We start from the raw sequence: 24,074 nt of genomic DNA, 5'->3' as shown, positions 1-24,074 counted from the left end.
GCCTCTAGCTCCCTGCCGGACCGGCGACCAACTCGCCCGGCAGTTCATCGCTTCGCCCCTCGGCCCCGCGGGCCGCCCGCCAATCTTGGAGAACATTCAACCGAGACGCAAGGACCATTCACCTAACGTGAGCACTCGTCACTAGGGGCTTTCGGCCCGCGACGCACCCCGAAACACATCGTGAACAGGGAGTACGCCGTTATTCCGCGTGACCGTGATTCACCCGGTCGGGCTAGTGGACCCGACCGGGTGTACCAAAGGATTACCGGAGAGTAGCGCCGTGCCGTTCCGCGAGCGCCGCCACGGCCGCGTCCCGCGCGGCGGTGGCCTCCTCGACGGTCAGCGTGCGGTCGGACGCCCGGAACCGCAGCGCGTACGCCAGGGACCGCTTGCCCTCGCCCACCTGCTCGCCCGTGTAGACGTCGAACAGCCGGATGTCCTCCAGGAGGTCACCGCCGCCGGATTCGAGCACAGCGGCCACCTCGGCGGCGGGCACGGCGTCGTCCACGACGACCGCCACGTCGAGCAGCACCGGCGGGTACGCCGAGATGATCGGCGCGGGCCGGTTGTCGTTGAGCGGCAGCGCGTCCAGGTCCAGCTCCATCGCGACCGTGCGCTTGGGCAGGCCGAGGGCCTCCACGACCTTCGGGTGCAGCTCGCCCGCGTGGCCGACCGGCCAGTCGCCGACGCGCAGCTCCGCGCAGCGGCCGGGGTGCCACGGCGCGAGGTCGGACGCGACCACGCGCAGCGTCACGCCGTACGCGCGCCCGACGAGCTTGGCGGCCTCGACCGCGTCCGCCCAGTCGGCCTGGCGGCCCTTGCCCCACCAGCCCGCGTGCTCGCGGTGCCCGGCCAGCACGACGGCGACGTGCACCGGCTGCTGCGGCAGCGCCGCGAACATGGACGCCACCTGCGCGTCCGTGGGCCGCTGCGCCACGCCGACGTCCGGCACCGGCACCTGCTGGGTGCGCGGCAGCGTGACCTGGGCGATGTTGAACAGCGCCACGTCCTTCTGGCCGCGCGACAGGTTGCGCTGCACGGCGTCCAGCAGGCCGGGCAGCAACGTCGTGGCCAGCGCGTGCTTGTCCGCCTCGAGCGGGTTCAGCACGCTGACGACGTTGCGCCGCGAGTCGTTGGCGTTCAGCCCGAACGAGTCGAACACCGCGGGCGAGACGAACGGGAACGGCAGCACCTCGGTGTAGCCGTCCTCGGCCAGCGCGCGCGACACCGTGCGGCGGCGGCGCTGCTGCTCGGTCAGGCCGCGACCGGCGGGGGCGGGCGGCAGCGTGGACGGGATCGTCTCGAAGCCCTCCAGCCGCAGCACCTCCTCGACCAGGTCGGCGGGCTGCACGAGGTCCGAGCGCCACGTCGGCGGCGTCGCCGTGACCAGGGTCTGGCCGTCGTCGCCGGTGCTGACCTCGACCAGGCAGCCGATCTGGCCGAGCCTGCGCGCGGTCACGCCGCGGGCGTAGCGCACGCCCGCCACGCGGTCCGGCAGGTCGATCGGCATGGTGACCGGGCCGGGCAGCACGGGCGAGCCGACGTCCGTGCGGCCGGGCTTGATCGAGCCGTCGCCGTAGACGTGCAGCAGCTTCGCCGCGCGCTCCAAGGCGACCGGGGACAGCGCCGGGTCGACCGTGCGCTCGTACCGCTTGGCCGCCTCACTGGGCAGCTTGTGGCGGCGCACGGTGCGGGCGATGGTCGCCGGGTCCCAGATGGCGGCTTCCAGCAGGATGTCGCTGGTCTTGTCGCCGACCTCGGTCGACGCGCCGCCCATGACACCGGCCATGGAGATGACGCCGCTGTCGTCGGTGATCACGATGTCGTCCGCGTCGAGCACGCGCACGGTGTCGTCGAGCGTGGTGAGCTTCTCGCCCGCCTTCGCCCGCCGCACGACCAGGTTGCCGCGCACCTTCGAGGCGTCGAACGCGTGCAGCGGGTGCCCGAGCTCGATCATCACGTAGTTGGTCACGTCGACCGGCAGCGAGATCGAGCGGATGCCCGCGAGCATCAGCCTGCGGCGCATCCACCACGGCGTCGGCGCGGTCGGGTCGACCCCGCTGACCTGGCGCGCCACGAACCGCGCGCAGCCCGCCCGGTCCTCGATGTGGACGGGCCACACCTCGCCCTCGGCCTCGGGGACCTCGACCACGGCCGGGTCGCCGAACGCCACGTCGAACGCGCAGGCGATCTCGCGGGCCAGGCCGCGCACCGAGAAGGCGTAGCCGCGGTCCGGCGTGGGCGTGATCTCCAGGACGGTGTCGTCCAGGCCGAGCAGCTCCACGGCGTCGTCGCCGGGCTGCGCGGTGCCGCTGGGCAGCACGAGGATGCCCGAGTGGTCGTCGCCGAGGCCCAGCTCGTCGGCGGCGCAGATCATGCCGTCGCTGGTGTGGCCGTAGGTCTTGCGCGCGGCGATGGTGAAGTCGCCGGGCAGCACAGCGCCGGGCAGCGCCACGACGACCGTGTCGCCCTCGACGAAGTTCGTGGCGCCGCAGACGATCCCGTTGACCTTGCCGGGCCCGACCTCGACCTGGCAGTAGCGGATCGGCTTCTTGAACTCGGTGAGCTCCTCGATCTCGACCACGCGCGCCGCGACGATGGGACCGCTGACGGGCCCGAGCGGGCGCACGTCGTCGATCTCCATGCCGATCCGGATGAAGGCCTCGGCCAGTTCGTCCGGCGTGGGCGCCTCGGCGAACTCGAGGTGCTCGGTCAACCAGCTAACCGGAATACGCACCGGTCAGGCCTCCGTTCCGAAGGGCAGCGTGAAGCGGACATCGCCCTCGACCATGTCGCGCATGTCGGGCAGGCCGTTGCGGAACTGCAGCGTGCGCTCGAGGCCCATGCCGAAGGCGAAGCCCGAGTAGACGTCCGGGTCGACGCCGGTGGCGCGCAGGACGTTCGGGTTGACCATGCCGCAGCCGCCCCACTCGACCCAGCCCGCGCCGCCCTTCTTCTCCGGGAACCAGACGTCCACCTCGGCGGACGGCTCGGTGAACGGGAAGAAGTGCGGGCGCAGCCGCGTCTTCGAGTGCTCCCCGAACATGGAGCGCGCGAACGCGTCCAGGGTGCCCTTGAGGTGCGCCATGGTGAGGCCCTTGTCGATGGCGAGGCCCTCGACCTGGTGGAACACCGGCGTGTGCGTGGAGTCCAGCTCGTCCGTGCGGAACGTGCGACCGGGGCACACCACGTAGATCGGCGGCGTGCGCTCCAGCATCGTGCGGGCCTGCACCGGCGAGGTGTGCGTGCGCAGCACCAGGCCCGAGTCGGCGGGCGCGACGTAGAAGGTGTCCGACATCGTGCGCGCCGGGTGGTCCTTGCCGAAGTTCAGCGCGTCGAAGTTGAACCACTCCGTGTCGAGCTCGGGGCCCTCGGCGACCTCGTAGCCCATGGCCACGAAGACGTCGGCCACGCGCTCGGCGAGCGTGGTGATGGGGTGGCGGGCGCCGCGCGGCGTCCGGTCCCACGGCAACGTGACGTCGACGGACTCCTCGCGCAGGACGTGCTCGTCCCGCTCGGCCTGGAGCACGACGAGGCGTTCGTCGAACGCCTTCTTCACGGCGGCCTGGGCCACGTTGACCCGCTTGCCCGCCTCGGCCTTGGCCTTGGGGGGCAGCGCGCCGATCTCGCGGCGGGCCAGCAGGACCGGGGACCGGTCGCCGACGTGCGCGGGCTTCAGCGCGGCGAGCGCGTCGAGGTCGGCCGCGGCGGCGAACGCCTCCTGGGCCTTCTGGACGGCCGCGTCGAGGGCCTCCGGCGCGAGCGCCGCGACCTCCTTGGGGTCGTACGGGTCGTTTGCTCCGGACATGAGTGGTGGACAGCTCCCGTTGGGCACGTCGCGGATAGGCGGAATCGACTCCACCACCCGACACGCGGCGGAGCAGGCCGATAGTAGGCGATCGACTCCGCGGGCTTCCCCCGCGTGCCCGGTCGATCGCCCAGCGGGCGTTCGGTGACGTCAGCGGAACGGGTGACGGGCCACGAGGTCGAGCGCCGAATCCGCGGTGGGTTCGACGGCCGTGGCGGCGCGGGCGTCGCGGAACCCGCGCTCCACGGCGGGATCGGCGTCGCCGCACAGCTTCATGGCCAGGTCGGTGACGGTGAGCAGGGCGTCGGCGGCGGCGAGGGTTAGCTGGCACGCCTTGCGCCGGGCGCGGGCGGGTTCCCAGCCGTGTGCGGCGAGGGCGTCGTCGTGCAGGACGCGGACGGCGTCGGTGCGCAAGCGCATGCGGGCCAGGTCGGCGGCCGGGTCGCGGCGGTGGCGCAGGGTGGCGGCGAGCGCGCCCTCCATCAGGCCGAGCGCGACGGAGGAGCCCAGCAGCGCGAACCACGGCAGGGCGTCGTGCAGGAGGGTGTCCAGTCCCGCGCCGTCCGCGCCGAGGCGGCAGCTCGCGGGGACGCGGACGGGGTCGGCCCAGACCGTGGTGGCGCCGCTGCCGCGCAGGCCGATGCCGTCGGGGAACGCCGGGACGAGCAGGTCGGGGGCGTGGCCGGAGACGAGCCAGAGGGTCGCCGCCCCCGGTTCGCGGACCGGGGCGGACGACCAGACGTAGCTGTCGGCCTCGCCCGCCGAGATCACCCGCGTCTTGCGATCCCGCAGGGACACGACGTCGCCCCGCCGGGACGCGGTGCCGGTCGGGGCGAGGAGGTCGCCGGTGTGGAAGACCGCGAGCGTGGCGAGGTGCCGCCCGGCGGCGACCTCGGTGCGGAGGGCGCGGTCGCCGTGCCGGTCCAGCACGGCGACCGCGGCGAAGTGCGAGCGCAGCACGGTCGCGGTCCCGGCGCAGTGCCGGGCGACCTCCTCCACGACCCGACTCGCCTCCGCCGGTCCCTGCCCGCCGCCGCCGAGGCCGCGCGGGACCGTCATGCCGAGGATCCCGGCGCGGCCGAACGCCTGCACGGCCGCGCGCGGGAACCGGTGGTCGCGGTCGGTCGCCACCGCGGCGGGGGCGACGACGGTCCTGGTGATCCGGGTCAGCTCGGAGCGGAGCGACATCGTCCTCCCCCTTCGGTGTCAGGTCGGCGGGTAGAGCGAGTAGGACGGGAAGTTGCCGTACAGCCGTTCGCCCGCCGGTCCCTCGGTGACGGCGTGGACCAGCAGCGCGCCGCCGACGAACGCCCCGCGCCAGGACGCGCCCCGGCCGCCGAAGACCTCGTCGCGGTCGCCGCGCGAGCGGGGTTTGTTGACGCCGACCTTGAACGCCTGGAGGTCGGCGGACAGCCGTTTCGCGGTGGCCCGGTCGTCGCACGCGAGCGTCGCGACCAGTGCCCCGTTGCTCGCGTTCATCGCGGACAGGAGTTCGGCTTCTGTATCCACCAGGACAATCGTGTCCACGGGCCCGAAGGGTTCGGCGTAGTGCAGGGGCGACGAGCGCGGCGGCGACAGGATCGCGGTCGGCGGCAGGTAGGCGGCGGTCTGCTGGCCGGGCAGGAAGCGGCCGTCGTCGAGCGAACCCCGGTAGAGCGGGACGCCGCCCATCCGGACGGCCTCGTCCACCACGTCGGTCAGCTCCTTGGCCTTCGCGTCGGTGATCAACGGCCCGAAGTCCAGGTCCGGCAGCGGGTCGTCCGGGTGCTCGACGGCCAGCGGGTGGCCGAAGGCGACACCGCGCACGGCGGGCAGGTAGACGGCGAGGAAGCGGTCGAACAGCTCCCGCTGCACCACGTACCGCGGGTAGGCCGTGCAGCGCTGCTTGGCGTAGTCGAACGCCTTGCGGATCTGCGGGCCGAGGCTGTCCCAGTCGCCGAACTCCCAGATGCCCCAGCAGTTCAGCCCCTCCTGCTCCAGGACGTGCCGTTTGTCGGAGTCGACCAGGCTCGCCACGATCTCGCCGCCGACGCCCCGCCCGCCGACGAACGACAGGCAGCCGATGTCCGGCGACCCGACCAGCACCGGCGACAGCTCGCCGCCGCTGCCGCTGACCAGCGTGAGCGGCAGGCCGTGGCGGGCGGCCAGCGCCGTGGCCAGGGTCAGGCAGCTCACGCCGCCGTCGGTCGGGGCCTTGGCGATGGCGGCGTTGCCCGCGAGGACCTGCACGAGCATCGCGTGCACCAGGACGCTCATCGGGTAGTTCCAGCTGGCGATGTTGCTGACCGGGCCGCTCAACGGCGTGCGGCCCGCCAGCATCGCGTCGATCTCCTCGACGTACCAGCGCACCCCCTCGACGCACCGGTCCACGTCGGCGGTGGCGAGCCGCCACGGCTTGCCGATCTCCCACACCAGCAGCAGGGACAGCAGGTCCCGATGGGTTTCCAGGTCGTCCAGCGCGGCCGTGACACGGGCTTTCCGTTCTTGGAGCGGCACTTCGGCCCACGCGCGGTGGTCGTCGAGCGCGGCCGCGACGGCGGCACGGGCACTCCCCGCGTCCAGCCGGGGCGGACCGGCGATGGTGCTGCCGTCGACCGGGGAGGTCGCCGGGCTGGGCAGGCCCTCCCGACGCCAGCGGCCGCCGTAGAAGTTGAGGAGGCGGTCGTCGTGGAACGCCTCCGGGGCGATCTCGGCGCAGCGGGCGTACAGCTCGCGCCACGACGTTCCGGGCTTGAGGATCAAGGACATGCGCGGACCTCCCGGTCTAGCGGTTCTGCACGTGCTGCCAGCCGAAGCGGCCCTTGATGCAGAGGTTCCCGTGGGTCACCGAACTGTCGTGCGGTGACGTGACCTTGACGATCTCGTTGTCCTGCACGTGGAGCGTGAGGTTGCAGCCGACGCCGCAGAACGTGCAGACGGTCGTGGTCTCGGTCTGCCGCTCCTCGTCCCACGTGCCGTTCTCGCGCCGGTCGTGCTCGGCCTTGAAGCTCAGCGCGCCCGTCGGGCACACCTCGACGCAGTTGCCGCAGTACACGCAGGCGCTGTCCGGCAACGGGTTCGCGAACTCGGTGGAGATCCGCGCGTCGAAACCGCGGCCCGCGACCGTGATGGCGAAGGAGTTCTGCCACTGGTCGCCGCACGCGTCGACGCACTTGTAGCAGAGGACGCACTTGCCGTAGTCCCGCACGTACAAGGCGTTGTCGACCTTCACCGGTTGACGCACGGTCGCGGCCGTCATCCCGTCCGGGATCTCGTGCTCGCCGGGCTGCCGGTGGTCGCGGTCGTCGCTGGGCGGCGAGGGCGGCCCGAACCGCTCCGGCTCGGCGCCGGTGTCCTCCATCCACCCCTGGACCTCCGGCGTGGTGGACAGGTCGGTCGCCGACGCCAGCAGCTCCAGCACGACCTTGCGGCTGGTCCTGGTCCGGTCGGTGTCGGTGCGCACGACCATGCCCGGCTCGACCTTGCGCGAGCACGACGGGACGAGCGTCCGCGAGCCCTCGACCTCCACCATGCAGACGCGGCAGGCGTTCGCGGGCGCGAGCGTGTCGCCGTAGCAGAGCGTGGGGATCTTCGTGCCCGCCGCGGTGCAGGCGTCGAGGATCGTGGCGTTCTCCGGCACTCGCACGGGTTCGCCGTCCAGCTGGAACTCGACGAGCCTGCGCGGCAACCCGATGTCGATGGCGGTCATGCGCGCGTCCCCTTCTCGAGTGCGCCGAGGCGGTCGATGGCCGATTCGATGGCGTTCCACGCGGTCTGGCCGAGGCCGCAGATGGAGGAGTCGCGCATGACCTGGCCGACCTCGCGCAGCACCTTCAGGTCGTCGCTGTCGGTGCTGAGCTTCCGACCGCCGACGACGCGGTGCAGCGCCTCCTCCTGGCGCACGGTGCCGATGCGGCACGGCACGCACTGCCCGCACGACTCGTCGCGGAAGAACGCGGCGATGCGCAGCAGGAACCCGCCCAGGTCGGCGGTGTCGTCCAGCACCAGCACCACGCCGGACCCCAACGTCGTGCCCGCGGCCCGCGCGTCCTCCATGGTGAGCTTGAGGTCCAGCTCGTCCGGCCGGACGAACCCGCCCGCCGCGCCGCCGAGCAGGATCGCCCGCAGCTCCCGGCCGTCCGGCACGCCGCCCGCCAGGTCCAGCAGCTCACCGAGGGTCGCACCGAACGGGACCTCGTAGACGCCGGGCCGCTTCACGTTGCCGGACAGGCAGAACAGCTTCGACCCGGTCGACCCCGCCGTGCCGATCCCGGCGTACGCCTCGCAGCCCTCCGTGAGGATCAGCGGGACGTTGACCAGCGTCTCGACGTTGTTGACCACGGTCGGCTTGCCGAACAGGCCCGCCTCCACCGGGAACGGCGGTTTCGTCCGGGGTTCGCCGCGGAAGCCCTCGATGGAGCCGAAGATCGCGGTCTCCTCGCCGCAGATGTACGCGCCCGCGCCGCGCCGGATCTCGATGTCGAACGAGAATCCCGCGTGTCCCATGATGTTGTCACCGAGGAAACCGCGTTCACGCGCCTTGGCGAGGGCGTTCTCCAGCAGGTGCAGCGCCAGCGGGTACTCGCCGCGCAGGTACAGGTAGCCCTTGGCGCAACCGGTGGCGAACGCCGCGATGGTCATCGCCTCGACCAGCGCGAACGGGTCGCCCTCGAGCAGCACGCGGTCCTTGAACGTGCCGGGCTCGCTCTCGTCGGCGTTGCACACCAGGTAGTGCGGCCGGACCGGCTGCCTCGCCGTGGCGTCCCACTTGCGGCCGGTCGGGAACGCCGCCCCGCCGCGGCCCATCAGCTTCGAGTCGGTGACCTCGCGGATCACGCCGACCGGGCCGAGCAGCAGCGCGTTGCGCAGCCCCGAGTACCCGCCGCTGGCGCGGTAGTCGTCCAGGCTCGTCGGGTCGACCACTCCGACCCGCTTGAGCAGCCGCAGGCTCGGGTCGCCCTCCTGCGGGACGCGCGTCCGTTCGTCCACAGTGGAGGGACCATGCTTCGCGGCCGTGACGAGCGCTTGTGGTTCGGCCGGTGCCAGCAGCTGTTCGGTCGCGGGGTCGCCCGCCTGGAACACCAGCGCGGCGGGCGCGCGTTCGCAGACGCCGAGGCACGGGCTGCGCAACCACGTGACGTCACCGGTCTTGCCGCTCGCCGGGCCGAACGCGTCGGCGAGGGCATCGATCAGCTTCTCGGCCCCGTTGACCTTGCAGGCCAGGTCGACGCAGGCGTGCACGACCCGCTTCGGGCGTTCCACCAGGGAGAACAGCGAGTAGAAGCTGGCGACGCCGTACGCGTCGGTGGGCGGCACCTCCAAGGTCTGGCAGACGTGGTTGAGCGCGCCCTGGCTGATCCAGCCGACCCGGTCGTTGACCGCGTGCAGCGCGGGCAGCAGCAGGTCCCGCGTCGGCGGCTTCCCGGCGACGGCCCGGTCCACGGCGTCCCGCTCGTCGTCGGTCGGGGTGAAGCTGAGGAACTTCAGGTCCACGGTGACTCCCCCTTCAGACGGGCACGACGGTGAACCGGTCGTCCTCGGTGAACCCCGGCGGCAGCTTGTCGACCCGGATCGCGGACGCCTTGTACTCGGCGGTGCCCGCGATGGGGCAGGTCGCCTCGATGGTGATCACGTTGACGTCGATCTCGTCCGGGAAGTGGAACGTCATGAACGCCAGCCCCGGCTTGAGCCCGTCGTCGATCCGCACCGGCGCGACGATCGCGCCCCGCCGTGAGGAGATCTGCACCAGCTCGTCCTCGCGGACGCCGAGCAGTTCGGCGTCGGCCTGGCACAGGTCCAGGGTCTCGCCGCGCCGCAGCGGCGACTCGAAACCGCCGGACTGGACGCCGGTGTTGTAGGAGTCCAACCGCCTGCCCGTGGTGAGGCGCAACGGGAACTCGGTGGTGAGGAGGTCGACCGGCGGGCTGTGGTCCAGCACCGAGAACGGCGCGGGCCTGCCGCGCTTGGCCGGGTCGTCCTCCCACAGGCGGCCGTGCAGGAAGCTCGGCTCCAGGGTGTCCTCGCTGTAGCAGGGCCACTGGATGCCGCCGAGGTCGGCGAGCCGCTGGTAGGTCATGCCCGTGTGCATCGGCGACAGCTGCCGGAGTTCGTCCCACACCTGTTCGGCGCTGGAGTAGTCCCACTCGTCGTGGCCGAGCCTGCGGGCGAGGTCGCAGAGGATCGCGATGTCGTCCCGCGCGCCCTCGGGCGCCTGCAACGCTTTGCGCACGCGTTGGACGCGGCGCTCGCTGTTGGTGAACGTGCCGTCGGTCTCGCACCAGGCGGCGGACGCGGGCAGCACGACGTCGGCGAGCTGCGCGGTCTTGGTGAGGAAGATGTCCTGCACCACCACGTGGTCGAGGTTCGACAGGCGTTTGCGGGTGTGCTCGGAGTCGGCCTCGGACTGCACCGGGTTCTCGCCGATGATGTAGACGCAGGTCATGTCCCCGCGCTCCATCGCCTCCAGCATCTGCGTGAGGTTCTGCCCCTTGTACGGCGGGATGTGCGAGCCCCACAGCGCGTCGTACTTCGCGCGGACCTCGGGGCTCAGGACGTCCTGGAACCCCGGCAGCCGGTCCGGGATCGCGCCCATGTCGCCGCCGCCCTGCACGTTGTTCTGCCCGCGCAACGGGTTCAGGCCCGCGCCGTAGCGGCCGACGTGCCCGCAGAGCAGGGCGAGGTTGATCAGGGAGAGGACGTTGTTCGTGCCGTTGTGGTGCTCGGTGATACCGAGCGTCCACGACATCTGGCCGCGGTCGGCGCGGGCGTAGGCGTGGGCGAGTTCGCGGATCAGCTCCCGCGGGACGCCGGTCACCTCCTCGGCGACCTCCAGCGTCCACGGCTCGACGGACGCCTTGAACTCGGCGAACCCCTCGGTGGCGCGCTCGATGAACGCGGCGTTGGCGAGGTTGGAGTGGATGATCTCGCGAGCGATGGCGTGGGCCAGCGGGATGTCCGTGCCCACGTGCAGTTGGAGCCACCGGTGGCCCCACTTGGCGGTGCTGGTGCGGCGGGGGTCGACCACGAACAGCTTCGCGCCCTTGTGCACGGCTTTGAGGACGTGTTGGAAGAAGATCGGGTGCGCTTCCCGCGCGTTCGAGCCCCACAGCACGATCACGTCGGCGTCCTCGATCTCCCGGTAGGACGACGTGCCACCACCGCTGTCGAACACACGGGCCAGGCCGGCGACGCTCGGCGCGTGACAGGTGCGGTTGCAGGAGTCCACGTTGTTGGTGCCGATCACCGCACGGGTGAACTTCTGGGCCACGTAGTTCATCTCGTTGGTGGCCCGCGCACACGAGAACATCCCGAACGCATCAGGCCCCTTGGCAGCCACGTTCCGCCGAAACCCCTCAGCCGCCCGCCCCAACGCCTCGTCCCAACTGGCAGGCCTCAACACCCCGTGCTCCCGCACCAACGGCTCCACCAGCCGCACGTACGGCTCGCTCTTCCTGCGCTTCATCGCAGACCTCCCGCGCACGGCACTAATAGTCGACTGTATGCAACATACGTTATGTGACCACCACCACGAAGGGAAGACCCCAACCCAGCGAAAGACCCCGCCCCCGGCGGCCAGCACGAACCCGGCCACCTTCACCCCATCGAGCGAACCGACCGAACAGCCACCTTCACGCAATCGGGCAGCCCACATCCCGCCCCGACACCGCCCAACAAGAAGCCGACAACCGCCTTCAGACCAGCCCGCACTCCAGGTGACCAGCGATCACACGACCCTTGCCACCCCGGCGACCACCCTCGCGCGACGAAGCAGACCGACCCCAGTTCCAGCACCCCCGCAGCCAGCGCGCACCCGACCAACCGCGCGGACACTTCACCCGATCAAGCAGACCAAGCCGCGCCCCGTCATCACCCCGCGGTCAGCCCGAACCCCGCCACCCGACCACCGCCAGCCACGACCCCAAAGACCAGCCACACCCCGGCACCGCCCCGCAGTCAGCGCGACCCCTGCCAACTCAACGACCGCCTCCATGCGACCGAGGTGACCAGCCGCGCCCCGGCACCACATCGCCGTCAACGCGAACCCATCCCCCGACCCAAGACCAGCCACACCCCAACGCCGCCCCACGGTCGGCGCGAACCCCGCCAACCCGACGACCGTCTCCCACGCTCCAAGACCAGCCACGCCCCGGCAGTGCTTCACGGTCAGCGCGAACCTTCGCCAACCCGACAACCGCCTTCATGCGACCAAGCCCCCGCCATCTCGCCTCAATGACCAGCGCCGCAACAAGCAGTTGCCTTCACCCGATCGAGCAGACCAACACCCACCCGACTCCACTCGGCGGCAGACAGGAACCCCGCCAACCCCGCGGCCGCTCTCGCCCTGGAGCAGAACAAGCCTTCGCCCCGACACCGCCCGGCGGCCAACACCAGCCCGCCCCCTCCATCTCCTTCTCGCGGTCGAGCGGACCGGCCCCCGCGCCGGCATCGCGGGTTGCCGGCGCGAGGGTCGGGGTCAGGCAGTGGGGACTACGGCGGCGTTGGTGCGGTTGAGGAGGTCGATGGCGGCGTAGACGTTGCGCAGCGCTGGCGCGGGGATTCGGGTCAGGTCGGCTATCTCCACCACCGCGCCGATGATGGCGTCGATCTCCAAGGTCTTGCCCGCTTCCAGGTCTTGGAGCATCGAGGTCTTGTGGTGGCCGACTCGGCGGGCTCCGTCGATGCGCTTCTCGATGGACATCTCGGGGCTGCTGCCCGCCGCTCGGGCGATGGCCATGGTTTCGGCCATCATCGTGGCGACCAACTCCCTCGTGTCGTCGTGGGCGCAGATCTCGGCCATGGTGGCTCTCGTGAGGGCGCTCAGGGGGTTGAAGGCGACGTTGCCCATGAGCTTGATCCAGATGTCGTCGCGCAGGTTCGGCTCGACGGGGCACTTCAGGCCGCCCGCGATCATGGCGCGGCTGAGGGCCTCGCACCGTTCCGAGACTCCGCCCGCCGGTTCGCCGATGGAGAACCGGGTGCCCTCCAGGTGGCGGATGACGCCGGGCTCCTCGATCTCGGTCGAGCAGTACACGACGCAGCCGATCGCACGGCTCGTCTCGAGGACCGCGCTGACGGAGCCGCCGGGGTCGACGGCCTCGATGCGGTGGTTCTCCAGCGGGTGCCCGGCGAGGCCGTGGAAGTACCACCACGGGATGCCGTTCTGCGCGGCGATCACGGCGGTGTCCTTGCCCAGCAACGGTTTGAGCAACGGCCCCGCCGACGCGTAGGTGTGCGCCTTCAGGCCGAGGAAGACGTAGTCGACCTCGCCGATGAGCGCGGGATCGTCGGTGGCGTGCGGGTGTTCGGTGAAGTCCCCCCGCGGGCTGAGGACGCGCACGCCGTGCGCCCGCAACGCGGCGAGGTGCGGACCCCGCGCGACCAGGTGGACCTCTACTCCAGCGCGATGCAGGGCTGCGCCCACATAGGCGCCGATCGCTCCTGCTCCGAGAACGGCGACTCTCATGTCCTGCCTCGTCTCGTATCCGAGTGATTGCATACAGTATACCGATTTGCGCGAACGGCGATAGAGGGGAGGATTCGCACACGAAACGCGATCGGGTGATTACACAGAGTCCGACATCGGCGACAATTGGCCCGTCACGCCAGCAACGTGACGTACCGCACTCTGAACTTTGCATACAACAACCTGTATGCTGAAACCATTCACCCAACGAGCGAGGAGGTGGCCATGAACCAGCCGACACCGTTCCCCGGCGACGTGACCACCGGACGCCGCGGTTCGCGCGCCGCGCTGAGCGGCGCGGCGGCCAAGCGCGTGGAGCGGCCCGCGCCGCTCCGCCAGGCCGTGTACGAAGCCCTGATCGAGCTGATCGTGAACCGCACCCTGAAGCCCGGCCAGCACCTGGTCGAGGTCGAGCTGGCCGAGTACCTCGGGGTCAGCAGGCAGCCGGTGCGCGAGGCCCTCCAGCGCTTGCAGACCGAGGGCTGGGTCGACCTCAAGCCCGCGCAGGGCGCGTTCGTGCACCTGCCGACCGAGGAGGAGGCGGACCAGCTGCTCAGCGTCCGCGCCGTCCTCGAAACGCACTCCGCCCGCCTCGCGGCGGAGCGCGCCACCGAAGCCGACGTCGACCACCTGTGGGAACTCCAGGGCAGGGGCCAGGCCGCGGTGGAGGACGACGACGTCGAGGGCGTGGTGGCCGCGAACGCCGAGCTGCACGCCTTCATCACCAAGCTGTCCGGCAACACCGTGCTCGCCGAGATGATCGGCATGGTCGACCGCCGCGTGCGGTGGTACTACACGCCGATCGCGGGCAGGCGCGGAGCGGACTCGTGGGTCGAGCACGCCAACCTGATCCAGGCCATCTCCGCGAACAACGCCGACCTCGCGGGTTCGATCATGTCCCAGCACACCGACCGCACCCGGCAGGCCTACCACGACCGGCCGCGGGGCGACCGCGCCTGATCCCACCACCGGTGCCATCACCACCTCCTCGCGAGGGCGGTGATGGCCACCACTACCACCCACATTGCATACGAAAGCCTGTATTCTGAATCCATCAGGCGGGGTCAGTGTCGACCCGAACGCCTCACCCGGCACGCACGGCCCCGACGGGGCATCGTCGACGGGAGGAGGCGCACCCGAAAGCCACCGTCCACTGTGGACGTGACAAGTGAAGGAGAAGGTCATGGCGAACTGGTTCACCGAGGCGCTGAACCGCCCACGCGGGTTCTCCGCGGACGGCCGCGTGCTCGGACTAGGACTGGCCACCGCGCTGGAAGCACAGCGCCGCAAGGACGAGTCGGTCACCGGAGTCGAGGACTACCTCCGCGAAACCGCGGCAAAGGACCAGGGCAGCTCCGCAATGCACTGACCCCAACGCCAACACTCGACAGCCAACAGCCGGCAATCAGCCGGTGCCGACAGCTGACGGATGCCGACAGCTGACCGACGCCAGCAGCTGATCAACGCTGGCAGGCGATCAGTGCCAAACAAGCGACCAATGGCCAACCGGCGACCGGCACCAGCACCAGCACCAGCACCAGCACCAGCACCAGCACCAGCACCAGCACCAGCAAACACCCGGTGCCAGCACCAGCAAACGCCGGTATCAGCGGATGTCGTGCCGACAGGCGGTCAGTGTCAGCACGCGATCGGTGCCAGCGCGTGATCAGTGCCGGAAGGTGATCGACGTCGGCAGGTACTCCGTACCAACCGTCGATCGGCTGGCGGACTACCTGGTACAAACGGTCAACCGATATCGCCCGGTGGTCAAAGCTGGGAGGTGATCGGTGCCTGCGGGTTGCCGGTACCAGCGGATGACCGATGCTGACAAGTGATCTACGTCGACCGCCGATCGATACTGGTGGAAACCAGTACCAGCAGGCGACCGATGCCGACCAGCCGTCAGGGCTGGGAAGCGATCCGTGCCAGCAGGTGACCGATGCCAGTAGGTGGTCCGCGCCAACCGCCGATCAGTGCCGACGGACGACCGGGACCAGTGGTGAACTGTTGTGTACCGGTGGTCACGGCTGGGAGGCGGTGCCGCGGTGAGTTGCCGGTGCTGGTGGATGTCGCCGGGTGATCTACGCCAACGGTCGGTCGGTGTCGATGAGCGGCCCAAGGTCGGCAGGCGACTGACGCCGGCAAGTGATCACCATCCGCGACCGATACCCGCATGCCGGTGGGGCACGGCAGGTCGTGGAGCTCGGCGCGGCCGGTGTTGACGGCGTTCGAGGCAGTCGGGGCAGGCCCGAAACCGGCTCGTGCGGGGACAGCCGGGTGGCGAAGGTGTTCCGCCACCCGACCGTGCCCGTCATCGGCCGCTCCGCAACTCCGCTTCTCCCGACTCCGACTCCGCCTCCGCCGCCCTCAGCTCCGCCGCCTCCCGGCGACGGGTGCCGATGAGGCTCGCGATCGTGGTGACCAGCAGGGTCGCCACGATCACGCCGAGGGACACCGCGATCGGCACCTCCGGGGCCCACGACACCCCGTGGTGGTGCAGGGCCTCGAAGATGAGCTTCAGGCCGATGAACGCGAGCACGAACGCCAGGCCCTTGCTCAGGTAGATGAGCCGGTCCAGCAGCCCTCCCACGAGGAAGAACAGCTGCCGCAGCCCCATGAGCGCGAACGCGTTGGCCGTGAACACGAGGTACGGCTCCTTGGTCAGCCCGAAGATCGCCGGGATCGAGTCGACCGCGAACAGCAGGTCCGTGGTGCCGACCGCGATCATCACGATCAGCATCGGCGTCACGACCCGCCGCCCGTTCACGCGGGCCGTGACCGCCGCGCCGTGGTAGCCCTCCGAGGTCGGCACGACCCGCCGCACCACGCGCAGCGCGGCGTTCTCGGTGAACTCGGCCTCACCAGACCCGGACGACTCGCCCAGCAGCTTCCACGCGGTGAACACGAGGAACGCGCCGAAGACGTAGAACAGCCAGTCGAACCGGGCGATCGCGCTCGCCCCCGCCAGGATGAACACCGCCCGCAGCGCCAGCGCGATCACGATGCCGACGAGCAGCACCTTCTGCCGGTACTGCCGCGGCACCGAGAACCTGGACATGATCAGCACGAACACGAACAGGTTGTCCACGCTGAGCGAGTACTCGGTGATCCACCCGGCGAAGAACTCCCCGCCGTACCGGCCACCCGCGAGCAGCGTGACCCCGAGCCCGAACACGACCGCCAGCGACACGTACCCGAGCACCCACAGCAGGGACTCGCGGAACGACGGGTCACGGGGGTTGCGGGCCACGAGCCAGAAGTCGAACCCGACGACGGCGGCGAACCCGCCCACGGTGGCGAGCCACACCCAGGTGTGCAGATCCATGCTCAGGTCCTTCCGGCGCGGGACGGATGTCGGGAACGCCTGCGCTCACGGGCTTCCGCGAGCGCCGCGGCGTGCACGACGTACCGCTCGAACAGTTCGGCCGCCCTGGGGTTACCCGCTCGCACGCGCCGCAGCCATCCCGGCGCGATCCGCTCGTGCAGCCACAGGAACCCGATGGCCCACCCGAGGCTCACCATCGCCTGGTACGCCAGGAACCCCACCAGGTCGGAGGGCCAGCCGGGCCTACCGCCGAGCACCAGCCCGGACAGCACCTCGTGCGCCAGCCGCGCCAGCGGGAAGCCGACGAACCAGAACAGCGCGGCGGGCGCGAACACCCCGATCCGGACCTTCCCCGATCCGACCAGCACGCCGTAGAGCCCGCCGAGCAGCGCCAGCGGCACGCCGAGCGTCAACGCCGTCACCATCGCCCAGCCAGGAGGCTGTCCGACGACGAGCGCCAGCCCGCCCGCCACGAACCCCGCGGCCATCCCGACCACCGCGCCGGGCACGGCCAGTTCCCCGAGTCGTCTCACCGCGGCCACCTCAACCCACCACGACGCCGAACTTGACCAGGCTGAAGATGAGCATCCCCAGGTAGAACACCGCGCCGAACCCGATGATCAGGTTCGTGACCAGCTTGGGCCGGATGGGCTTCGGCAGCATCCTGTTGTTCACCAACAACAGCACGATGCAGTAGGCGCCCATCGCGAACGTCGACAGGAACGCGAGCACGTCGAGGATCGCCCCCGGTCCGTCGGCCGGTCCCCACAGCAGGATCGCGATGCCGAACAGGATCACGCCCCACAGGAATCCGGCGTACAGCTTGGAAACGCCGAACTTCTTGGCCCCCGGCACGAAGTGGTACGCCATGTCGGACTGCCCGCGGGAGAAGGAGTCGAACAGCCCGAGCGTGGCGTTCAGGCCGATCAGGGCGATGAACCCGAGGAACACGCCGCCGAGCACCGGTCCGCCCGCCGAGGCGAACGCGTCGGACATCGCGTTCAACGCCGCCTCGCGCTCGCCGGACTCGATGAGCCCCTTCACGTCCGGGCTCTGCCGCGAGGCGGCCTGCGCCAGGACCGTGAACGAGATGGTGACCAGCATCGTGATGCCCCAGAACAGCAGCAGCGCGTCGAACGTGACCCAGCGCCGCCAGCCCTTCCACTTCTTCATCTCGTCCGCGTCGTCGGTGTCGAACATGAAGCCGCGGGACGGCATCTCCTCCTCTTCACCGGCGTGCCGGAGGCCGCGCACCTTCGGGATGTGCGCGCCCATGCCCGCGCCGCTGTCGCGCAGGTGCAGCGTGTACCACATCTGCTGCATGCCGGACGGTCCCGCGAACGCGATGGAGCCGACGATGATCGGGAACCACGCGGGCGACATCGCCTGCTCGGGGAAGTAGCCGAAGTGGAACATGCCGGTGATGGTCGAGACGACGTCGGACCACTGGCCCACCATCGCCGCGACGATCGACGTGCTCACCACCAGCAGCCCGATCAGCAGCGCCAGCACGTTCTCCAGCAGCGGGTAGATCACCTTGGCCATGCTGAAGAGCACGCCGACGAGCACCAGGCCCACGCAGGCCGAGATCACCCAGGGAATGCCCGTGATCCTCTCCAACGCCGCCGCGCCCGCCGAGAGGTGGCCGGGCCAGATGTACACGAGGATCGCGACCACGAAGAAGAACCACATGATCGGCTTGAACACGCGCGCGGCGCCGAAGAAGATGCTCTCCCCGGTGGCCATGGCGTAGCGGGCCATCTCCAGCATCACGACCGCTTGCAGCGTGACGCCGATGAGGAACAGCCAGCGGATCTCGGGCCCGAACAGCAGCACGAGCCGCGGCCACATGTACGACTCCCCCATGCCGACGCCGAGCGCGACGAGGAAGACCGTTGGCCCTAACAGGTGGATGGAGGGTGGTGCGTCGGGCAACTTGCGGATGGGCATGGGTTCCAGGCGCCCTGCCTGCCACACCCGCTCGTCCGCGGGCGGAGGGGTGACTCCGCTCTCGGACGAGCTTGCGGCGGGCGCGTTCGACGAGTCCACGGTTCGGCCTCCACGGGGAGTTGGGTTCTCGACTGACCTCCAAGGCGGCGGAGGTCGGCGCTAGAGCAGCCGGGCGGACCGCGCCCAGCGGTACTTCGCGCCGAGCACCGCGACCGGCTTCTCGGTGGTGTACGGGTACGCGACGATCCCGTGGGCGTAGAGGTAGTCGCTCGCCTCTTCGACCTCGACGTCGCCGGAGAGCGAGGCCACGACGGGCTTGTCGATGCCGTTGCTCCGGTATTCCTCCACCACTTCGACCACGAGCTTCGCGAACACCATCGGCGGGGTGACGATCGTGTGCCAGTACCCCAGGATCAGGGCGTGGATCCGCTCGTCCGCCAGCCCGAGCGCGATCGTGTTGCGGTAGGTCGACGGCGGTTCGCCGCCGGTGATGTCGATCGGGTTGCCCGCCGCGCCGAACGGCGGGATGAACTTCCGGAACGCCTCGTCCAGGTCGTCCGGGATCTCCATGAGCGCCAAGCCGTTGTCCACGCACGCGTCGGACAGCAGCACGCCGGAGCCACCAGCGCCGGTGATGATGACGACGTTCTCGCCCTTGGGGGTCGGCAGCAGCGGGATGCCGCGCGCGTACTCCAGCATGTCGTTGAGGCCCGGCGCCCGGATGACGCCGCTCTGCCGCAGGATGTCGTCGTACACGCGGTCGTTGCCCGCCAACGCGCCCGTGTGCGAGCTGGCCGCTTTCGCGCCCTGCGCGGTGCGCCCGGCCTTCAGGACCACGACGGGCTTCTTGCGCGAGACGCGTTTCGCGGTCTCGGCGAAGGAGCGGCCGTCCTTGAGGTCCTCCAGGTGCATGGCGATGAGCTGGGTGTTCGGGTCGGCCTCGAAGAACGTCAGCAGGTCGTCCTCGTCGATGTCGGCCTTGTTGCCCACGCCCACGATGGACGACACGCCCATGCCCGCCGACCGGCTGAAGCCGAGGATGGCCATGCCGATGCCGCCGCTCTGCGACGTGAGCGCCACGCCGCCCTTGACGTCGTAGGGCGTGCAGAACGTCGCCGACAGGTTTTCCGGCGTGTAGTAGTAGCCGTAGATGTTCGGGCCCAGCACGCGCACGCCGTGCTTGCGGGCGATGGCCACGACCTCGTCCTGGAGTTCGTGGTTGCCGGTCTCGCCGAAACCGGACGGGATCAGGATCGCGCCCGCCACGCCCTTGCGGCCGACCTCTTCCAGCGCCTGCGGCACGAACTTGGCAGGGATGGCGAACACCGCGACGTCGATGTCGCCCGGCACGTCGGCGATGCTCTTGAACGCCTTGCGGTCCAGGATCTCGGTGGCCTTGGGGTTGATCGGGTGGATCTCGCCTGCGTAGCCGCCGTTCACCAGGTTCCTCATCACCGAGTTGCCGATCTTGCCCTCTTCGTTCGACGCGCCGATGACGGCGATGGCGGACGGCCGCATGATGCGGTTCATCGAGGTCAGGATCTCGTCCTGGGTGAAGCGGTGCGGCACGTCCGCCGCGGTCGCGTCGACCAGGATCCGCACGTCGACCGCGGTCGCGCCGGTCGGCGTGGCCAGGACGGGGTTGAGGTCGACCTCGGCCAGCTGTGGGAAGTCCGTGACGAGGTCGGACACCCTGGTGATGAGCTCCGCCAGGGCTTTCCGGTCCACGCCGGGGTTTCCGCGCACGCCGCGCAGGACCTCCGCGGCGGCGATGCCGTCGACCATCGACGTCGCCGTCGCCGCGTCGGTCGGCGCGAGCCGGAACGTCACGTCCTTGAGCACCTCGACCAGGATCCCGCCGAGGCCGAACGCGACGACCTTGCCGAACGTCTCGTCGGTGACCGCGCCGACGATGACCTCCTGGCCCTCGGTGAGCATCTGCTGCACCTGCACGCCGACGACCTTGGCGTTCGGCTGGTAGGACAAGGCGTTGTCGACGATCGTGCGGTAGCCCTGCGCGACCTGCGCCGCCGTCCTCAGGCCCACGAGCACGCCGCCCGCCTCGGTCTTGTGCAGGATGTCCGGCGACACGATCTTGAGGACGACCGGCAGGCCGATCTCCTCGGCCAGCGCGACGGCCATCTCCGACGAGGTCGCGAGCCCCTCCTCCGGCGTCCGGATGCCGTAGGCGTCGCAGACCCGCTTGCCCTCCGGGGCGGTCAGCGAGTCGCGCCCCTCGGCGGCGACGACCCCGAGCACTTCCTCGACCGCGGCGCGGTCGTAACCCGTTGCTGTGTCGGGCATGGCTGTCTCCTCGGGGTCAGATCACGCCTGCGGTGCGGAGTTCGCCGAGCTGTTCGGGGCTGTAGCCCAGCGCGCCCAGCACTTCGTCGTTGTGCTCGCCGAGCAGCGGCGAGGTCACGATGTCGACCGGGGAGTCCGACAGCTTGATCGGGCAGCCGACGGTCTTGAACGAGCCGCGCTGCGGGTGCGGCACGTCCACGACCGCGCCGATCGCCGCGAGGGTCTCGTCCTCGATCAGCTCCTTGGTGGACAGGATCGGCCCGCACGGCACGTTGCGGGCGTTCAACCTGTCCATGACCTCCCACTTGGTGTGCTGGAGGGTCCAGTCCTCGATGAGCGCGAACGCCTTGTCCAGTTTGGACAGACGGGCCTCCGGCGTCGCCCACTCGGGGTCGTTCGCCAGCTCGGGCCTGCCGATCAGCTCGGTGATCGGCGCCCAGCCGACGGGCTGGATGATCACGTAGATGTAGTCGTTCGGGCCGCCGGGCGCACAGCGCACCGCCCACCCCGGCTGGCCGCCGCCGGAGGCGTTGCCGGAACGCGGGACGTCCTCGCCGAAGGACTCGTTGGGGTACTCCCCCAGCGGCCCGTGGGACAGGCGCTGCTGGTCGCGGAGCTTGACGCGGCACAGGTTCAGCACCGCGTCCTGCATGGCGACCTGCACGCGTTGGCCGCGCCCGGTGGTGGTGCGCTGGTACAGCGCGGCCAGGATGCCCGCCACCAGGTGGATGCCGGTGCCGGAGTCGCCGATCTGCGCGCCCGTCGCGGTCGGCGGGCCCTCCTCGAACCCGGTGGTGCTCATCGAGCCGCCCATGGCCTGCGCGATGACCTCGTAGGCCTTGAAGTCCGCGTAGCGACCGGGACCGAACCCCTTGATCGAGGCGTAGACCAGGCCGGGGTTGATCTCGGCGAGGCGTTCCCACGGGAACCCGAAGCGGTCGATCACGCCGGGGCCGAAGTTCTCCACCAGCACGTCGGTGTTCTCGACCAGCCTCGCGAACACCTCCTTGCCCTGCTCGCTCTTCATGTTCAGCGTGATGCTGCGCTTGTTGGCGTTGAGCATCGTGAAGTAGAGGCTGTCCACGCCGGGGATGTCCCGGAGCTGGCCGCGGGTGATGTCGCCGCGGCCGGGGGTCTCGAGCTTCACCACGTCGGCGCCGAGCCACGCGAGGAGCTGCGTGGACGACGGTCCTGATTGGACGTGCGTCATGTCGAGGACGCGGACGCCCTCCAGTGCCTTTCCCATGGGGAAGTCCTCCCGCTAGAGGGGCGCGCGCTACTTGTACATGGTCTGGTTCATGGTTCCGGGCGCGTACGCGTCCGGGTCGACCCAGACGTTGATCAACGACGGCAGCCCGGACTCGCGAGCCCGGTGCAGTGCCCCGGCGATGTCCTTGGGGTCGCGGACCTCCTCGCCGTACCCGCCGAGCATCTTGGCGAACTGGTCGTACTTCACGTCGCCGAGCGTGTTGCCGACGCGTTCCCGCTCCACGCCGTACTTCTGGGCCTGGCCGTAGCGGATCTGGTTCATCGACGAGTTGTTGCCGACGATGCCGACGAACGGCAGGTTGTAGCGGACGAGCGTCTCGAAGTCCCAGCCGGTGAGGCTGAACGCGCCGTCGCCGAACAGCGCGACGACCTCCTTGTCCGGCCGGGCGAGCTTGGCGGCCAGCACGAACGGGACGCCGACGCCGAGCGTGCCCAGCGGGCCGGGGTCCATCCAGTGGCCGGGCGACTTCGGCTGCACGACCTGGCCGGAGAACGTGACGATGTCGCCGCCGTCGCCGATGTAGATGGAGTCCTCGGTGAGGAACTCGTTGATCTCGTGCACCAGCCGGTACGGGTGGATCGGCGAGGCGTCCGACAGCAGTTGCGGCAGCCTGCGCTGCCGGGCCTGCTCCTCCACGCCGTGCAGCTCCTCCAGCCACGCCTTGCGGCCCACGGCGCCGTTGTCGACCCGGCCGGTGGCCGCGGCGGCGACCGCCGACAGCACGAGGCCCGCGTCGCCGACGATGCCGAGGTCGATGTCGCGGTTCTTGCCGACCGTGCGGTAGTCGAGGTCGACCTGCACGACGGTCGCCTGCTGCGAGAGCCTGCGGCCGTAGCCCATCCGGAAGTCGAACGGGGTGCCGACGATGACGATGACGTCGGCGTTGTCGAACGCGTACCGGCGGGACAGCTGGAAGTGGTGCGGGTCGCCGGGCGGCAGGCTGCCGCGGCCCGCGCCGTTCATGTAGGCCGGGATGTTGAGCTGCCGCACCAGGTCCACGGCCGCGTCGGTGCCGCGGGTCGTCCAGACCTGGCTGCCCAGCAGGATCGCGGGCTTCTTCGCGCCCACGAGCAGGTCCGCGAGCCGTTCCACGTCGGCGGGGTCGCCGCCGGAGCGGGTGGAGGCGCGGTAGCGGCCCTCCTCGGGGACGCGGGCCTTGTCGACGGGGACCTTGGCGTCCAGGACGTCGCGCGGGATCTCCAGGAACGACGGGCCGGGAGCGCCGTGGTAGCACTCGCGGAACGCCATCGACACCAGGTCCGCGATGCGGGCGGTGGCCGGGACGGTGGCGGCGAACTTGGTGATCGGGGTCATCATGTCGACGTGCGGGAGGTCCTGCAACGAGCCCATCTTGTGCTGGCTCAACGATCCCTGGCCGCCGATCAGCAGCATCGGGCTCTCCGCGCGGAACGCGTTCGCCACGCCGGTGACCGCGTCGGTGGTGCCGGGGCCCGCCGTGACGACCGCGCAGCCGGGCCTGCCGGTGATGCGGGCGTAGCCGTCGGCCGCGTGCGCCGCCACCTGCTCGTGGCGCACGTCGATGACCTGGATGCCCTCGTCGACGCAGCCGTCGTAGATGTCGATGATGTGGCCGCCGCACAGGGTGAAGATCGTGTCGATGCCCTCGGCCTTCAACGCCTTGGCCACCAGGTGTCCACCGGAGATCAGTTCCGGACCGGCGGGTGTGGGATCAGTGGGGGTGCCGTCGGTGCCGGGCGCAACGCTGCCGCCTGAGGCAGCCTCGGTCGCTGTCCGCGCCATAACTGGTCAACTCCTTAGTTCGCTCCACTCGGCCGATCCGGCTGGCCGCTCCGGTGATGTTCTCTGTAGATTGCATACCGTATGGGGTAGGCATATAGTTACGCTTCGTTGGGGCCGATGTCCAGAGGGCGTCAGGAAGATTTCCGCGACGTGACCCGGTCGGCCCGCTCATCCCTCCCAGACCGGTCGCCGCACGGGGATTCCTCCCGTGCGG

Annotated in this window: 16 protein-coding genes; 2 read left to right on the top strand and 14 right to left on the bottom strand. The window is 70.4% G+C overall.

Features of this window, described 5'->3' with window-relative positions; translation table 11 throughout:
• Window positions 1-262: 262 nt before the first annotated feature.
• The 8 genes from pheT to ACFWW9_RS20465 all read right to left on the bottom strand — a co-directional run bounded on the left by pheT (window position 263) and on the right by ACFWW9_RS20465 (window position 13,250).
• A complete protein-coding gene (gene pheT / locus ACFWW9_RS20500; RefSeq protein ID WP_390379903.1) occupies window positions 263-2,737 on the bottom strand; it encodes a phenylalanine--tRNA ligase subunit beta in 2,475 nt (824 codons plus the stop codon).
• 3 nt (window positions 2,738-2,740) lie between these two features.
• The gene (locus tag ACFWW9_RS20495; protein WP_390379900.1) at window positions 2,741-3,808 is read right to left on the bottom strand and encodes a phenylalanine--tRNA ligase subunit alpha; all 1,068 of its coding nucleotides are present in this window, start codon (window positions 3,806-3,808) and stop codon (window positions 2,741-2,743) included.
• A gap of 150 nt (window positions 3,809-3,958) precedes the next feature.
• Window positions 3,959-4,996: an acyl-CoA dehydrogenase family protein gene (locus tag ACFWW9_RS20490; RefSeq protein WP_390379897.1), complete on the bottom strand. Its 1,038-nt coding sequence runs from the start codon at window positions 4,994-4,996 to the stop codon at window positions 3,959-3,961.
• A gap of 18 nt (window positions 4,997-5,014) precedes the next feature.
• Window positions 5,015-6,556 (bottom strand): aldehyde dehydrogenase family protein, encoded by a 1,542-nt coding sequence (locus ACFWW9_RS20485; RefSeq protein WP_390379894.1) that lies wholly within the window; start codon window positions 6,554-6,556, stop codon window positions 5,015-5,017.
• 16 nt (window positions 6,557-6,572) lie between these two features.
• On the bottom strand, window positions 6,573-7,496 hold the full coding sequence (locus tag ACFWW9_RS20480) for a 2Fe-2S iron-sulfur cluster-binding protein (RefSeq protein WP_390379891.1): 924 nt from the start codon (window positions 7,494-7,496) through the stop codon (window positions 6,573-6,575).
• Entirely contained in the window at window positions 7,493-9,280 is a 1,788-nt protein-coding gene (locus ACFWW9_RS20475; RefSeq protein ID WP_390379888.1) for an NAD(P)H-dependent oxidoreductase subunit E, read from the bottom strand. The genes ACFWW9_RS20480 and ACFWW9_RS20475 overlap by 4 nt, the downstream gene beginning before the upstream one ends.
• Before the next feature lie 13 nt (window positions 9,281-9,293).
• A complete protein-coding gene (locus ACFWW9_RS20470) occupies window positions 9,294-11,249 on the bottom strand; it encodes a molybdopterin oxidoreductase family protein (protein ID WP_390379885.1) in 1,956 nt (651 codons plus the stop codon).
• 1,011 nt (window positions 11,250-12,260) lie between these two features.
• Window positions 12,261-13,250, bottom strand: a complete 990-nt coding sequence (locus ACFWW9_RS20465; RefSeq protein ID WP_390379882.1) for a 2-dehydropantoate 2-reductase — start codon at window positions 13,248-13,250, stop codon at window positions 12,261-12,263.
• Between the two features lie 225 nt (window positions 13,251-13,475).
• Here ACFWW9_RS20465 and ACFWW9_RS20460 point away from each other — a divergent pair, with 225 nt between their 5' ends.
• Window positions 13,476-14,210 carry a GntR family transcriptional regulator gene (locus ACFWW9_RS20460; RefSeq protein ID WP_390379879.1) on the top strand — a complete coding sequence of 245 codons (735 nt, stop codon included), beginning with the start codon at window positions 13,476-13,478 and terminating at the stop codon, window positions 14,208-14,210.
• A gap of 223 nt (window positions 14,211-14,433) precedes the next feature.
• Entirely contained in the window at window positions 14,434-14,619 is a 186-nt protein-coding gene (locus ACFWW9_RS20455) for a hypothetical protein (RefSeq protein ID WP_390379876.1), read from the top strand.
• Between the two features lie 942 nt (window positions 14,620-15,561).
• Here ACFWW9_RS20455 and ACFWW9_RS20450 read toward each other — a convergent pair.
• From ACFWW9_RS20450 to ACFWW9_RS20425, 6 genes are all read right to left on the bottom strand, one after another.
• Complete coding sequence (locus tag ACFWW9_RS20450; protein ID WP_390379874.1) at window positions 15,562-16,575, bottom strand: TerC family protein; 1,014 nt, start codon at window positions 16,573-16,575, stop codon at window positions 15,562-15,564.
• Window positions 16,576-16,577: 2 nt separating this feature from the next.
• Window positions 16,578-17,108 (bottom strand): hypothetical protein, encoded by a 531-nt coding sequence (locus tag ACFWW9_RS20445; RefSeq protein ID WP_390379871.1) that lies wholly within the window; start codon window positions 17,106-17,108, stop codon window positions 16,578-16,580.
• 10 nt (window positions 17,109-17,118) lie between these two features.
• A complete protein-coding gene (locus ACFWW9_RS20440) occupies window positions 17,119-18,525 on the bottom strand; it encodes an Nramp family divalent metal transporter (protein WP_390379868.1) in 1,407 nt (468 codons plus the stop codon).
• A 159-nt stretch (window positions 18,526-18,684) separates the two neighbouring features.
• The gene (locus ACFWW9_RS20435) at window positions 18,685-20,829 is read right to left on the bottom strand and encodes an acetate--CoA ligase family protein (RefSeq protein ID WP_390379866.1); all 2,145 of its coding nucleotides are present in this window, start codon (window positions 20,827-20,829) and stop codon (window positions 18,685-18,687) included.
• A 16-nt stretch (window positions 20,830-20,845) separates the two neighbouring features.
• Entirely contained in the window at window positions 20,846-22,075 is a 1,230-nt protein-coding gene (gene frc / locus ACFWW9_RS20430; protein ID WP_390379863.1) for a formyl-CoA transferase, read from the bottom strand.
• A 30-nt stretch (window positions 22,076-22,105) separates the two neighbouring features.
• The gene (locus ACFWW9_RS20425) at window positions 22,106-23,860 is read right to left on the bottom strand and encodes a thiamine pyrophosphate-binding protein (RefSeq protein WP_390379860.1); all 1,755 of its coding nucleotides are present in this window, start codon (window positions 23,858-23,860) and stop codon (window positions 22,106-22,108) included.
• Window positions 23,861-24,074 lie beyond the last annotated feature (214 nt).

The organism is Umezawaea sp. NPDC059074 (genome assembly GCF_042738955.1).
GTDB lineage: Bacteria > Actinomycetota > Actinomycetes > Mycobacteriales > Pseudonocardiaceae > Umezawaea.
Note: the sequence above shows the minus strand (reverse complement) of the source record. Positions and strands in the feature narration are given on the sequence as shown.

What these genes read in the sequence shown, in the direction of transcription:
- ACFWW9_RS20465 (WP_390379882.1), bottom strand. Translation starts at nt 13,250, where the DNA reads ATGAGAGTCGCCGTTCTCGGAGCAGGAGCGATCGGCGCCTATGTGGGC.
- ACFWW9_RS20455 (WP_390379876.1), top strand. Translation starts at nt 14,434, where the DNA reads ATGGCGAACTGGTTCACCGAGGCGCTGAACCGCCCACGCGGGTTCTCC.
- ACFWW9_RS20450 (WP_390379874.1), bottom strand. Translation starts at nt 16,575, where the DNA reads ATGGATCTGCACACCTGGGTGTGGCTCGCCACCGTGGGCGGGTTCGCC.
- ACFWW9_RS20485 (WP_390379894.1), bottom strand. Translation starts at nt 6,556, where the DNA reads ATGTCCTTGATCCTCAAGCCCGGAACGTCGTGGCGCGAGCTGTACGCC.
- ACFWW9_RS20470 (WP_390379885.1), bottom strand. Translation starts at nt 11,249, where the DNA reads ATGAAGCGCAGGAAGAGCGAGCCGTACGTGCGGCTGGTGGAGCCGTTG.
- ACFWW9_RS20490 (WP_390379897.1), bottom strand. Translation starts at nt 4,996, where the DNA reads ATGTCGCTCCGCTCCGAGCTGACCCGGATCACCAGGACCGTCGTCGCC.
- frc (WP_390379863.1), bottom strand. Translation starts at nt 22,075, where the DNA reads ATGGGAAAGGCACTGGAGGGCGTCCGCGTCCTCGACATGACGCACGTC.
- ACFWW9_RS20425 (WP_390379860.1), bottom strand. Translation starts at nt 23,860, where the DNA reads ATGGCGCGGACAGCGACCGAGGCTGCCTCAGGCGGCAGCGTTGCGCCC.
- ACFWW9_RS20440 (WP_390379868.1), bottom strand. Translation starts at nt 18,525, where the DNA reads ATGCCCATCCGCAAGTTGCCCGACGCACCACCCTCCATCCACCTGTTA.
- ACFWW9_RS20435 (WP_390379866.1), bottom strand. Translation starts at nt 20,829, where the DNA reads ATGCCCGACACAGCAACGGGTTACGACCGCGCCGCGGTCGAGGAAGTG.
- ACFWW9_RS20480 (WP_390379891.1), bottom strand. Translation starts at nt 7,496, where the DNA reads ATGACCGCCATCGACATCGGGTTGCCGCGCAGGCTCGTCGAGTTCCAG.
- ACFWW9_RS20460 (WP_390379879.1), top strand. Translation starts at nt 13,476, where the DNA reads ATGAACCAGCCGACACCGTTCCCCGGCGACGTGACCACCGGACGCCGC.
- ACFWW9_RS20495 (WP_390379900.1), bottom strand. Translation starts at nt 3,808, where the DNA reads ATGTCCGGAGCAAACGACCCGTACGACCCCAAGGAGGTCGCGGCGCTC.